14 protein-coding genes are annotated in these 12,637 nt (G+C 56.7%); 5 read left to right on the forward strand and 9 right to left on the reverse strand.

The genetic code is table 11. From position 1 onward, the window contains the following. Nucleotides 1-1,021 precede the first annotated feature (1,021 nt). Nucleotides 1,022-2,089 (forward strand): NAD-binding protein, encoded by a 1,068-nt coding sequence (locus tag OOZ53_RS01760; protein WP_271087574.1) that lies wholly within the window; start codon nt 1,022-1,024, stop codon nt 2,087-2,089. A gap of 30 nt (nt 2,090-2,119) precedes the next feature. Here the strand turns inward: OOZ53_RS01760 and OOZ53_RS01765 are convergent, their stop codons facing one another. The 7 genes from OOZ53_RS01765 to OOZ53_RS01795 form a co-directional block, all read right to left on the reverse strand. Next, nucleotides 2,120-2,929: a class II glutamine amidotransferase gene (locus tag OOZ53_RS01765; protein ID WP_271087575.1), complete on the reverse strand. Its 810-nt coding sequence runs from the start codon at nt 2,927-2,929 to the stop codon at nt 2,120-2,122. A gap of 87 nt (nt 2,930-3,016) precedes the next feature. After that, nucleotides 3,017-4,348 (reverse strand): nucleotidyltransferase family protein, encoded by a 1,332-nt coding sequence (locus tag OOZ53_RS01770; protein ID WP_271087576.1) that lies wholly within the window; start codon nt 4,346-4,348, stop codon nt 3,017-3,019. 147 nt (nt 4,349-4,495) lie between these two features. Then, nucleotides 4,496-5,182, reverse strand: coding sequence for a glycosyltransferase family A protein (locus tag OOZ53_RS01775; RefSeq protein ID WP_271087577.1), 687 nt, complete (start codon nt 5,180-5,182; stop codon nt 4,496-4,498). Beyond that, complete coding sequence (locus tag OOZ53_RS01780; protein ID WP_271087578.1) at nt 5,173-5,928, reverse strand: glycosyltransferase family 2 protein; 756 nt, start codon at nt 5,926-5,928, stop codon at nt 5,173-5,175. The genes OOZ53_RS01775 and OOZ53_RS01780 overlap by 10 nt, the downstream gene beginning before the upstream one ends. Then, nucleotides 5,925-6,980: a serine kinase gene (locus OOZ53_RS01785; RefSeq protein ID WP_271087579.1), complete on the reverse strand. Its 1,056-nt coding sequence runs from the start codon at nt 6,978-6,980 to the stop codon at nt 5,925-5,927. Before OOZ53_RS01785 ends, OOZ53_RS01780 begins: the two co-directional genes overlap by 4 nt. Then, nucleotides 6,967-7,422, reverse strand: a complete 456-nt coding sequence (locus OOZ53_RS01790; RefSeq protein WP_271087580.1) for a PqqD family protein — start codon at nt 7,420-7,422, stop codon at nt 6,967-6,969. Before OOZ53_RS01790 ends, OOZ53_RS01785 begins: the two co-directional genes overlap by 14 nt. Before the next feature lie 62 nt (nt 7,423-7,484). Further along, nucleotides 7,485-8,012, reverse strand: coding sequence for a hypothetical protein (locus OOZ53_RS01795; RefSeq protein WP_271087581.1), 528 nt, complete (start codon nt 8,010-8,012; stop codon nt 7,485-7,487). Between the two features lie 63 nt (nt 8,013-8,075). On the opposite strand from OOZ53_RS01795, the gene OOZ53_RS01800 reads away from it, so the two are divergent. The 4 genes from OOZ53_RS01800 (at nt 8,076) to OOZ53_RS01815 (ending at nt 10,592) form a co-directional block, all read left to right on the forward strand. Next, nucleotides 8,076-8,375 (forward strand): O-fucosyltransferase family protein, encoded by a 300-nt coding sequence (locus OOZ53_RS01800; RefSeq protein ID WP_271087582.1) that lies wholly within the window; start codon nt 8,076-8,078, stop codon nt 8,373-8,375. A 387-nt stretch (nt 8,376-8,762) separates the two neighbouring features. Continuing rightward, nucleotides 8,763-9,380 carry a HupE/UreJ family protein gene (locus OOZ53_RS01805; protein WP_425499094.1) on the forward strand — a complete coding sequence of 206 codons (618 nt, stop codon included), beginning with the start codon at nt 8,763-8,765 and terminating at the stop codon, nt 9,378-9,380. Between the two features lie 34 nt (nt 9,381-9,414). Further along, nucleotides 9,415-9,984: a HupE/UreJ family protein gene (locus OOZ53_RS01810; protein WP_271087584.1), complete on the forward strand. Its 570-nt coding sequence runs from the start codon at nt 9,415-9,417 to the stop codon at nt 9,982-9,984. A 194-nt stretch (nt 9,985-10,178) separates the two neighbouring features. Then, a complete protein-coding gene (locus OOZ53_RS01815; RefSeq protein ID WP_271087585.1) occupies nt 10,179-10,592 on the forward strand; it encodes an SRPBCC family protein in 414 nt (137 codons plus the stop codon). 2 nt (nt 10,593-10,594) lie between these two features. On the opposite strand, the gene OOZ53_RS01820 is transcribed toward OOZ53_RS01815, so the two are convergent. Together OOZ53_RS01820 and OOZ53_RS01825 are read right to left on the reverse strand one after the other, a co-directional pair. Continuing rightward, on the reverse strand, nt 10,595-11,911 hold the full coding sequence (locus tag OOZ53_RS01820) for an aspartate aminotransferase family protein (protein WP_271087586.1): 1,317 nt from the start codon (nt 11,909-11,911) through the stop codon (nt 10,595-10,597). A 209-nt stretch (nt 11,912-12,120) separates the two neighbouring features. Beyond that, nucleotides 12,121-12,636 (reverse strand): arsenate reductase ArsC, encoded by a 516-nt coding sequence (locus OOZ53_RS01825; RefSeq protein ID WP_271087587.1) that lies wholly within the window; start codon nt 12,634-12,636, stop codon nt 12,121-12,123. Nucleotide 12,637: the final 1 nt, after the last annotated feature.

Consider the following 12,637-nt stretch of genomic DNA (forward strand, 5'->3'; position numbering starts at 1 on the left):
TTGTAATTTATATTTATCCGTTTCTCATTTTTTTAGCTATTGGTAAAATATTTATTCTTTTTATATTTCAGGCAATGGATTTGCTTGCGACGATTTGGCATTTTGATGTCCGGACGGCCAAATACGAAGCCTGGACTATACGAGCCCCTCCAACGGCGCTGCGCACTCCGTAACGAAACCTCAAAAACCCCCATAGTTCAACGCATACCGAGGGGTTCGCCACTGGCATCGCCTGCAGATTTGTAACGCGCAATTCCCGCTCGCTTTCTTTCCGGGTGGGATCGCGGCAGGTCGACAATTTTATGAGTTTGAAATGAAAGTTTTGTTTCGCCGGTTATATTGATAACAAACCGTCGGGATTGATTCTCAACTGGCGCTTTCCTCTGACTCACCGGCGGAGCCGGCATTCATCAATTAAATTTTATGGATTTTTTATTTGTCTAATATTGCTATAATGGCGCACAACCGAGAGAGGCAGGAAGGCGCAGAGTCACCTGCCTTTGCAGAGAACAATGGGAACCGTGCAGATCCGTCGAATGCGGCTTATGTCAAAGGACTGACAGGCGACGTCACTTTTGCACAAGGCGAGGAGTGAAATATTTCCAGCAAAGCTTGCATCGCCAATTGAATTGCGGTTAGTTAGCCGACGGTGTAATTCGGATTATGCATTTTGTATAGTTTTAGTTTTGACTGAATGAGAAATCTCGACTGATCTTGAGAAAAAGCGTATAAAATGCAATAATTTGTTGAGGAAGTGCGACTACAGGAACCGAAAGCCAGGATTGCATAATATGCATAGAGGACATGCTGGCTTTCTAGGCCCCGCAACGTCTTGTGATCCGCCCATCGCAACCGTTGCGGGGCTTTCTGTTTTCGCGTGAGAGACGCGCCCCTGGGCACGCTGAAATATAACCAGAATATTGGATGATCGGCGCTTGCCGACCACCCGACACTGCCGTAGGGATGCTCCAAACGGCACGACACGCTTGGCGACCATTGGAGCAAATCGGGCGATTCCGGCATGGACATTCAAAAACTGCAGCGCTTCAACAGCGCGTATGTGGGCGACTTTCCGTTTTTAAAGGATCTGGTATCCGAATGGGCGCAGACCAGGCCGCTTGAAGGGATACGAATCCTCCACAACATACCGCTTACGCGGGAAACGATGCTGAAGCTCGAACCGCTTTACCTCGGCGGGGCGGATGTGACCGTCACACATCTGGATTTACCCGGCCTCGAGCCCAAACCGGAATGCGTCAACCTGCTGGAAGAAGCAGGTGCAACGTTGGAACTGAATCATCGGCGGATCAGCGGCACTTTCGATATTGCATTGGATTGCTGCGCGCAGGTTCCAGCGATGGAAAACGTTCGAATTGAGCGCGGTTATGTGGAACTGACCCAGTCTGGAACGCCTGTCTACAGTAATCTCGAGACCGACCTGCCGATCTACAGCCTCGATCTTTCGAAGCTGAAATGTCTGGAGGGCATGTTCGGAACGGGAGAGGCCTGTGTGCGCGCGCTCAAGCAATTTGTCACCCCCGACCTCAAGGACAGGAAGATCGTGCTGTTCGGCTATGGCAAGGTGGGCCGCGGTATTGCCCGCTACCTGTCCGCCGAAGGCGCTAACCTTACTGTCGTGGATATCAGGGATGACTATCTGGAAAGCGCTGCGTCTGCCGGTTTTTCCGCTCTCAGAAGCACCAGAAGCCCTGAGCTGCTTGACGCGATCAATGGGTCCTATGCGGTTATTTTTGCCACGGGATTCAGTGGATTGTTGCAGTCGCTCTTTAGTCCGTCAGAGATCAATGATGATGTCCTTCTCGTCAATATGGGCGCGGACGACGAGTTTGGCGACGACTACCCGCCGGAACGAGTCGTGGCGAACAAGGCACCCCTGAATTTCCTTCTGGATTCTCCCACGACGATGTTTTTCATCGATCCCATATTCACCGCGCACAACCGGTGTTGCGAGAACATTCTGTCCGGCGGCACGCAAGGCTTTTCAGCCCTGCCCGCCGAACTGGATCTGCCTCTTGTCAACGCATGGAGCCAGCGCTACGGCATCGATGTCAGCGACATCTACTTCTGAGCACGATGCCGCGAGGCCGACAACCCAACGTCAGGATGACACCCTTGCGACCTCTTCGCCTTCGCGCAGCGCGATAACCGTGCCCTCCTCCAATGGTACCCACCCTTCCCCTGTAAGCGGTACGCTGGCAACGAGTATTCCGGCCGTCGCGGTCACAGGCCATTTGATTTCCATTCCTTTGACCAGATCGCGGGTATAGCCGAGGCACAGCCCCGGGGGCCTTGGTTCGCCGAATTCCCCGTCAACATCGAAGCGCCGCCGATCTGCATGGGCGAACAGGACGTCCCCGTCGGCATACAGGAAATTGGCGGCGCCCTGCCGACGTAAATCGGCAGCCGTTTGCACGACCACATTCAACCGGTCCGCAAGCGCCGGCGCTTCGGTTGCCGATGCTTGCCATAGGGGCGCCAGGCGCTGAAGCAGGATGCAAAACGCATATTCGGAATCGGTCTGCCCAACCGGTCGGAACTCGCTGGATTCAAAAGGTAATTTCTTCTCAATCGACGACAGGGTGCCATTGTGGGCAAATACGTGCATATGGCCGCCCAGTTCCCGACGGAACGGATGCGTATTGACGATCGACGGCGCGCCCACGCTCGCATAGCGCACGTGGCAGATTGTACAATTGCTGGTCAGGCCGTGACTTTCGAGAAAGCCGATCCAGGGGCTTTGAACGGCCGGAAGCGCCTCGCGTATGAGAAGGACATCATTGTCCTCGTAATAGGCCACGCCCCATCCGGACCGGTTAACGTGCGACCCACCGCCGTGCTTGGCGAACTCGTCCAGGCTGCAATACAACCGAACTGGTTCCGAGGTCGAGACACCGAACAGTTCGCACATCCGAAAGCTCCTTCCAGCATCGCTTTTGCCACAAGAGTAATACACCGGTCAGCATCGGAAACTATGCGGCTTCCGGCAAGGGTGATGCTAGTGGAAGCGGCATGACACCATGCGGAATTGGGCTGCTGCATACAGAGCGTCTTCATCGCCCTTGTATCCGCCGGAAAAGCACTTGCTTGGCCGCGCATAAAGAACCAGGGGGTCATCGCCGGAAGGCAAATCATGCGGCAACCGACATGAACCGGAAAGCATCAGTGTCTTTTGCCGTCCCGCATGCCGGCAGACGAAGCGGGCTATGTGCCTTTGACCCGAATTCAGCTCGAACACATATCTTCGACGCATCGGCCCTGTTCGCACAGCGATGGTGAATGACACCGAGTTTGGCCGACCATCCGGCAATGGGAATGCAAATGTGTGCTCCGGCTGAACGTCACCAGCAATGGGCCGCTCCTTGCGCGTCCGCCGCAATCGGATATCGGAAAGATAGGGCGATGCCCTGCGGTCCTCTGAACGGGTGCGGTAGAGCCGCCATTGCTTGGAAATTGTCCGCCCAACCAACCCGAACGCATTGTGCTGCCGTTTTGGATGCGATTGAAAAAGTGCACTGAACAAGGCGGGTTTTGACGCCCTTCCCTCGGAAGCGACTGCCTCGATCACATCAGCCGGAATGGCCGACTGCAGGCGCTGTGCCAGGAACGTCAGGGCAATCGCCGCGTGCGGCATAATTCCATACTGTCGGCACTGGCTCAGAAAAAGATCCCAGTCGATTTGGTTTTCCGCGACAAGCATCGCGCTGTCGACGATCCAGTCGCTGTGATTGTGTCCGTCCAACCCGCCATGGGCAATGGCGATCACCAGAGCGTCCGTTGGATCGGAAATAAAGGCTTCTCCCCCCAGAAACGAGACCTTGCGCGCCCGGCTCCAGATCTCGGATTCCGCCGGGTCCAGAACCGTGTATTGGTGAAGCACGCGCTGGTGCAGATCGATGTCCCCATATCTGCCGCGAAAAAGGTTGATTCCACGGATGGATGGCGCAACGGCCTGGCAATAGACTGCTGAACATCCGTTGGAGGGTTGCCAGCCATCATTTGTCAGGAGTTTTAGCGCATTCGGGAAATGGTCTCCCTTCACCAGTATGTCGACATCATGCGCAACGCGGCCTTTCAGCTCATTCATGTTGACCGCGGCGCGTGCCGCGCCCTTGAAAACCAGGACATCGATCCCGGCTCCGCGTAGCTTGTCAAATGCCGGTTCGGCAGCCTTTATCGCCAGTCGGGACTTCGACCAGAGCATGCGTTGGATGCCTGTCAGGCGCGCCCTGTGCGGAACTTCAACGCGCTCCTGCGGAAACCGCGCGGCGATCGCCAGGAGCAGGCGCTGTTCGGCGTAGGTAACATCGTCGATGTCCGTTTCAGCCATCCATTGTCGAAATAGGTCCGCGGCGCCCCGTTCATCCGTCCAGGCGGCGGCACGGATCAATGTTTCTGTGCTTCCGCGCGGCCAGGCCCAGCTGTAGTTGGGGAAATGGCGACTTTCGGAAAACCGCTCAGGGGAAGCCATCGACTGTTAGCCCTGGCGTTTTGCCGCGGCGCGCCTGCGAAGAATCGCTTCGCGGGCGACAAATACGTAGCCCTTGTTGTCGATCCCGCGTCTTGAGAAGGTCATGCTTCCCGGGCGTATCCTGCGCTCCACGAGAACATCAGGCATGAGATCCAGTTGAACTCCATTCTCGCGCAGCCGCGCGATCCAGTCGACCATATCGCCAAGTCCGCCAGGCGGCTCGATAAGATCGCCATTTGCAATGGCATCGGCCGATTTGATCAACATTGCGGAGCGGCCCCAGATGTCCTGCGCGTTCTTGTATTCCCTCTTTCCGGCGATGTCCCTGAAGGTTATCCCCCGACAGAAGACGGCCCCGGTCTGCGGATTGTTGTAGAGATGCCGCAATTGCATCGCCATCTTGTCCGGCTTCCAGATGTCGTCAGCATCGAGCGCCGCCAGAAGCGGTGTGGCGACGGCTTTGAGCGCCGTATTTGTCGCGGCGGCCACGCCGCTGTTTTGCTGCTTTATCAGCTTCACCTTGCTACCGAAGACGCCAACCGCGCCGGCAGTGTTGTCGGTGGACCCGTCATCAACAATGATAATTTCTTGCGCCGGAACGGTTTGGGCAAGGATTGACTGCACGGCTTCGCCGATCGTGTCTTCTGCGTTGTAGGCGGGAATGATGACCGTGTAGTTGTCGCTCAAATCCAAGTTGCCGCCTCCTCGTCCTGCAATACATCGAATATGTCGTTCGGCAATCGGTAGTTGCCCAGCAACTTTCTGCGTTTGGTCGCCTTGAGCATTGCTCGGGCAAACTCGCGAGCCGCTATTTGTCTATTCCTGGTCATGCTTCCGGGATGCCTGCGATAGTAGTGTGCGATAGAGTCGCTGACGAGATATTTGGGTGATGTTTCCAGTATTCGCAATATGAAATCCGTGTCCTCGGCCTGTTCGAATTCCTCGTCGAACAGGCCAACGCCCTTAAGCAAAGAAAGCCTGAACATCCCCGAACTCAAGTGGATGGAACGGCTGACGAGCGTGCGACTGTCGGAGGATGGTACAAAGGCGCCGGGATCGGAGTGTTCGAAATAGCACAATTTCGAATAGATCATCGCGAGATCGGGATCCCGGGCAAACGCAGCGCAATCCCGTTCGATCCGGCCGTCGGCCATCAGGTCGTCGCCGTCCAGGAATGTCACCAGATCCGTGTCCGGCCGAAGAGCCTCGAGTCCGCGATTGCGCGCCCGCGTTACACCCCTGTTTTCCGTGTCGATCACGCGGATTTCGGGAAAGGCACGCGCCATGTCCTGCAAAACCGTTTCAGTACCGTCGTCGGATCCGTCATTGACGACGACAATGTCCAATTCAGTGCTTTCGCTTTGCCGAAGCACAGAATGAAGCGCGTCTTCAATGAAAGGCCTGTCGTTGTGTACGGCCATCAAAATGGCGACCTTCATGCCGACAGCCTTTCCATGAACTCAGAAATCGTTTCGGAGATTTCCCGCGGATTGCCGCCGAGTTCGACATGGTAGGCCGGCAGATGGCGGCAGATCTCGGCGGACATTTTCATGGTGTTCGTCCAGCCACCCTTGAGTTGGTAGAGACTGCTCGGAGCGAGCGCCAGCAGGGCCTCGCGGCCGTTGGCCGGGCGGAGCTCGGTCCTCGGAGCATGTGCTATGCACGGAATCAATATCGCCCGCAAATTCAGCGATACGGCCGCCGAACCGGGCACAAGGGCATCGTAATCAAAGACATATTTATTTTGCCAGTTTACGTCGCCAAAATCGCCCGAACCGGTATCGAGGCCGGCCCTGGCGAGACCATCGGCGTCTTGCTTCATCAACCGGACCACCGGGCGCGCGGTCCAGGTCTCGCCACTCCTGCCAACAACGACATAATCATCGCCGCAGGTTTGGAGCCTATTGAGGATGCCGGCGAGGACCGTACCGGACTTGCCGGCCCCGCCAGCGCCGGCCAGCAGGATTCCGGATCCATTCAACCCAAGCGTGCCCGCATGGGCCAGCAGCATGTCAGAGCGTTGATAGGCCCAGTGAACAAACTGTCTCAGCGGAAACGCGGCTTCCCAGGGCGGGTATGCATCCGCGGTCTGCATGAGCTGGATGCAGGCGCCGTCATCAGCACGCAGGAACTGCCAAAGCCTGTAGTCGAACTCGAAAACACCCTCGAAACCGTTGCTTTGCAGCGTATCCGCCATACGCCTGATTGAAAATTCCGGCTCGTCCCACAAGGCTGACGGAAGCGATTCTGACGACTTTCGATTGACGACGGAAACAGTTATCTTCCGCTCGTTGGCGCTTCTGGAAGCCGGCTGGTCAGCGAACGCCGTTTCGCAAAGATCAATGTATTTTCGGTCCGTCGACCGGACTTCGACATTCAGGTCCGGCAGCCCGAAACTGCGGTGTCGGTTCGGATCAAGCTCTATACGGCTTGCTGTGTCGATGGCATCGCTGGCGAATTCATGGACATTGCCGATGTTAATCTGCCGCACCGTTTGGCACCGGCTTACGTACTGGCCAGCCCTCCGCCTCATCAACCTCATGGATCGGGTCGGCCATCATAAGTTCGGCCAAATCGTCAAACATCGTGGTCTCCGGCGGCAGTTGCTTCGATCGGATGGCCTGTGCCAGCGCCAGCGGCAGGGCGATATCGGAGCGGTCCGTTGTGGGCACAAGAAGACCGTAGGACTCCAGCTGGTCGCAAAAGCCGTAGATAGTCTCCGGAACAAAATGACCTGCATCTTCGCAGGCAGCGGCCAGGTGGTTTGGCGATGAACCTTCCGTCAGCGCCTTCCAAACAATGGCAGCCGAGCCATCCATCGAATAATATCGGCCGTTGTTCAGATCGAGGACAACGAACTCGCCATCGAACTCCTCCGACGCGACATCCTTATTCGCCAGTCGGTAGACACACTCGTACTTGTTCGACTCCAACATTGCCCCCATTGAGCTTGGCCGTTATGCAGCGGTATATATTACACAATCTGCTCATTTTGCTAGCGACTATCAAAGAATTGGTTATTTTTGGCCGGTGTGTTTTCAACTTGTGAATTGACCTGATGCTGACCATTGAACCGGAAGGCGGTATTGGCAACCGCTTGCACGCCATGCACAGCGGCATCGCGCTTGCACGCGATATCGGTCAGCCCGTCCGGCTGGTTTGGGTCAAGAACCGGGATCTGGGCTGCAATCTTCAGCAATTTCTGGAACGGCCACCGGAATTCCGGTCGGTTCTGACATTTTCGAAACTCGATTGGTCCAAGAGGGTCAAGATCAGATACAACTACGAGCGCTACTGCCGATTTGACTATCTCAGGCCGGATTATCGCGGCCGGGAAATCGAAGCACTGATGGAAGGCGATTTCGATTTCAGACGATTTGCCGAAAGAAGACGCACCCACATCAAATGCTGGCGGGCATTCTACCGTTCCGACGAACCGTTCTACAAATTTCGCCCAGCGGCGCATTTGCGGCCGAGGATCGACGCAATCACATCCCGGTTTGACAATACGGTTGGTGTTCATGTTCGCCGGACCGATCACCTGCCGTCACGGGACTACAGTCCGACACACATGTTTTTGGAGCGGATGGACGCCCTGGTGCGCTCCGATCCGACTGTCAATTTCTTTATGTCGAGTGATGATCCCGCTGAAGAAGAAGCCGTACGTGCTCGATTTGGAGACCGCATCCTGCCGTCGCCACGCAGGATCATTGGCCGATTGACGGACGAAGCGCTGGAGGCTGCAATCGTCGATCTCTTTTGCCTTGCGGCAACCCGAAAAATCATAGGCAGTTTCATGTCCAGCTTTTCAGGCAGCGCAGCAAGGATCGGAAACATCCCTTTTGAGGAGATATTGTGCGAAGATAATCCCGTCGTGCGATGGTGAGAAACCGGCCAGCCTTCAAACTTGTTCCAGCATCGTTTTCGTTCAACGCTCGCGGAATTCGGCTCGTTCGACATCATGGTCTTCAGTTTGAGAAGATGTCATTTTCAACAGTGAAAACAACGATTACGCTATGGAGTTTGTTGGTGGGAATGTCGTGCTGACGCGAATTGCAATCATGCGTCTCCCATCATGAGCAAGTGGATTTGACGTCTGAAAAAATCATGTTCCGAACGCGGGTTGTTTTCGAAAATCCTGCAATCGCCAGCAAATTTCCCTTACCGCTTGCAGCGTCACGGGCTTTGTATAAATATGCCCGCAATTGCCACTCGAAATCCGTAACTTCACCCTTCAGGCGGCATGCGCCGCTCAACCGTCAGAAGATAGATGATGATCCAGAACCGCAGCATATGCCTGAGGACAAGCACGCTATGCGCGGCCGTGATCTTGCCCCTCCTTCTATGGGGGCAACCGGCCGCCGCGCACACTGAAGATCCGGGATTTGTCGGCGGCTTCATGTCCGGCTTTTCGCATCCGTTTTACGGCTGGGATCACGTCCTGGCGATGGTGGCCGTGGGTCTCTGGGGCGCCTTCCTGGGAAGGCCCGCCATCTGGATACTGCCGATCGTCTTTCCACTCATAATGGCATTTGGCGGTGTCCTTGGAATCGCCGGCGTTCCGCTGCCGGCGGTGGAGGCCGGCATCGCTGCCTCCTCCGTCGTCCTCGGCGTGCTCATCGCCCTGGCCCTGCGATCGCCATTGTGGATCGCCATAATCGTGGTCGGATGTTTCGGCATCTTTCACGGACATGCGCATGGCACCGAACTGCCGTCCGCGAACAGCCCGATCACCTACTCTATCGGCTTTGTTCTGGCGACGGGTCTTCTGCACTTGTTCGGCATCGCCTTCGGCCTGCTCATTGGCGTTCCCGGCGGCCGCCTGGCAGTCCGCACCGCCGGGGCAGCCATCGCTGTGGGCGGCCTGTCGTTCCTGCTCGGCGTTTGGTAGGTTCGTGCGGGCTGTTCAGGTCATTGTCCTGGCCGTGCTCGTTCCTGAAATTGCCGTCGCACATGATTCGGTGACTGCGGCGGCCGGCTTCAATGCCGGACTGCTGCACCCTTGGTTACCCGCAGAACAGACCATGTCACTGCTCGCGGCGGCCCTGCTGGCCGGCCGATACTGCGGTGACCGACCTATGCGGGTGCTGGCCGCATTCTCCATCGCATTTGTCGCCGGGCTGGCAATTCCGCCTTCGACATTCACCCTGTCCACGATCGGCCTGTGCCTGATGGGTCTCGCCTTGGCTGCGAGCGCGCTCGTTGCGTTGAACGCTTCCCTGCCAGCAGTGGCGGTGGTTGCCTTTACTGCCGCCGCGGGTCTTTTGGACGGTATAGCCTCCGCCCCGGATCCGGATCATTGGGATGTCGTGGCCGCGTTTGTCGCCGGCAACGTATTGAGGGCTGCGCTCATCTTCAGCATACCTTTAGTGGTCGCCGACTGGTTCATCCGTGAAAAGAGATGGCAGTGGGCAAAGATCGGCATTCGAATGGTTGCCGCCTGGATAGCTGCTATCGCCCTGCTTATGCAGGCACTCATCCTGGCAACGCCCTGACCGTTCGTTGAACCCGAGTTTGCGACACAATTTCCCGCAAGTTCCACCGATGTGAAATCGGGGATGCTGTGTCCAAACATTCTCAAGAGCGTTTCAGAACGTTAGAATTTGTTAACTCCGATTCGTGCCGCGTCTTGCTATGAACCGACATCGGCCCTCATTTGGGCACACTGTTTTGGCAGTGAAAGAAGTGCATGAAGATAGACAAGAGCTACGAACTGCCGTTCCCGCCTGACCGGGTTTTTGCGGCATGGGTTTGCCCGGAAACGGTCATTCCTCCAGCCACCAGGATGGAGATCAATCCAACGGTTGGCGGACATTATCGCCTTTTCATGGAAAGCGAAGACCGCTGCAACCGCGCCGAGGGTCTGTTTTTTGCCGTCGAGCCGGATAGGCATGTTCGTTACACTTGGGAGTGGGACCGGGACGGCGAAATTACCGAAATCGATGTTCTGTTCGAGCCGGCCGACGACGGCACCGCGCTGCATATCCGGCATACCGGCTTTCGAAAAACGGAAAGCCGGGACATGCATGACAGCGGCTGGGACAGCTATGTCGAAAAACTGTCTGCATTGCTCGAAAAGGACGGGGAAACCGCCTCGAACTGACGTCAGACTGCTTCGAGCGCTGAATCGAGTTTGGTCACAAGTTCATCGATCTGATTGTCTTCAATGATGAAAGGCGGTGCCAGGAGCACGTGGTCGCCACGGGCGCCATCGATTGTTCCGCCCATCGGGTAGCAGATCAGGCCGGCTTTGAAAGCCGCCGCCTTGACCCGCTTATTGATATTTCGATCCGGGGAAAAGGGTGCTTTGGTCGCCCTGTCTTCCACCAGTTCAATACCGCGAAACAGCCCTCGCCCGCGAATGTCGCCAACATGCGGATGCTGCCCGAAGGCCGTGTGCAGCGCATCCGACAGACGATCGCCCTTCTCTTGCACCCGCGCGATCAGATCGCGATCCAGCATCGCACGCAGCACCGCCAGGCTCGCCGCGCAGGCGACCGGATGTCCGATATAGGTGTGGCCGTGCTGGAAAAAACCCGAACCATTTTCAATTGCTTCGTAAAGTTTCGCCGTACACAGCATCGCACCGACAGGCTGATACCCGGCTCCAAGCCCTTTGGCGATGGTGACAATATCGGGTGCGACATCCTCCTGCTCGCACGCGAACAACGTCCCCGTCCGCCCCATACCGCACATCACTTCGTCAAGGATCATCAGAACGCCGTATGTATCGCAGATCTCCCGGATGCGCCTGAAATAACCTTCGACCGCCGGCACGGCTCCGGCCGTCGCGCCAACCACCGGCTCCGCAATGAAAGCCATAACCGTCTCCGGTCCAAGGCGCAGGATTTCGTCTTCAAGCTCGCCGGCGGCGCGCTGTCCGTATTCAAAGGCCGTCTCGCCTTCCCTCCGGTTCCTGTATTCGTAGCAGGGCGCGATGTGGGATGTCTCGATCATGATCGGCGCGAATGGCCGGCGCCGCCATTCATTACCGCCTGCTGCCAGTGCGCCAAGCGTATTGCCGTGATAGCTTTGCCGGCGGGCGATCAGCCGATGACGCTGCGGTTCACCGGTTTCGATAAAATATTGCCGTGCAAGCTTGATCGCCGCCTCAACCGCTTCCGACCCCCCCGAAACGAAGAAGACGCGATCTATGTCCGCAGGCCCGTTCTCGGCAAGCAGGTCGGCCAGCATCTCCGCCGGTTCGGATGTAAAGAAACCCGTATGGGCAAACGCCACTTTCTCAAGTTGTGCTGAGATGGCCGCAGCGATTTCGGGATCCCCGTGGCCCAGGCAGGAGACAGCCGCACCGCCGGAACCGTCCAGATACTTCTTTCCGCTTTTGTCAAAGAGATAACAGCCTTCACCTGAGGCGATCACGGGCAAGTCCGACTTGGTATGTCGTGGGAAGACGTGTGACATCGTGTAATCCGGTCAAATCTGTCCGGGCGCGGAAAACAACGCGACACCTGCGACAATGTCGACCGCTGCAAGGACAATCGATCTTTGGAAACATATGTATCACAAATTTCCGCAAGTAAACGCATTTGTTTCAAATTCGGTCACGGATCACCCGATGAAAGCCGGCACCGACAGGTGCACGGCCAATCGTGAGGGCCGGCCTCCCGTTCCTAAGCGGTCTCAGGCGTATCCTCACTGGTGCCGATTTCAGCGAGCTGTTCGTGCAACGCGAGCCGGTCGATGCTGGAGAGTGGCAGGTTTGTGAAGATGGTTATGCGGTTTCGCAACATCCGGTAGGCATTGGCGAATTCCTGCCGAATCGATGCTTCGTTTCCGGTTGCCGCAGCCGGATCGGCCACGCCCCAATGCGCTGTCATCGGTTGCCCGGGCCACACCGGGCAGCTTTCCGCCGCCGCGTCGTCACAGACGGTGAAAACGAAGTCCATTTCCGGCGCTCCGGGCACCGCGAATTCGTCCCAGGATTTCGATCGCAGATCGCTGGTGTCGTATTTCAGGTTGGTCAGCAGATCCAGAACAAAGGGGTGCACCGCTCCCTTGGGATGCGAGCCGGCGGAATAAGCGTTGAAACGACCGGCGCCATTACGTGTCAGAATGGCCTCGGCCAGAATCGACCGCGCGGAATTTCCGGTGCAAAGAAACAGCACACTAAAGACGGTTTTCGTCATG

The organism is Allohoeflea poritis, assembly GCF_027889715.1.
Taxonomy (GTDB): domain Bacteria; phylum Pseudomonadota; class Alphaproteobacteria; order Rhizobiales; family Rhizobiaceae; genus Hoeflea_A; species Hoeflea_A poritis.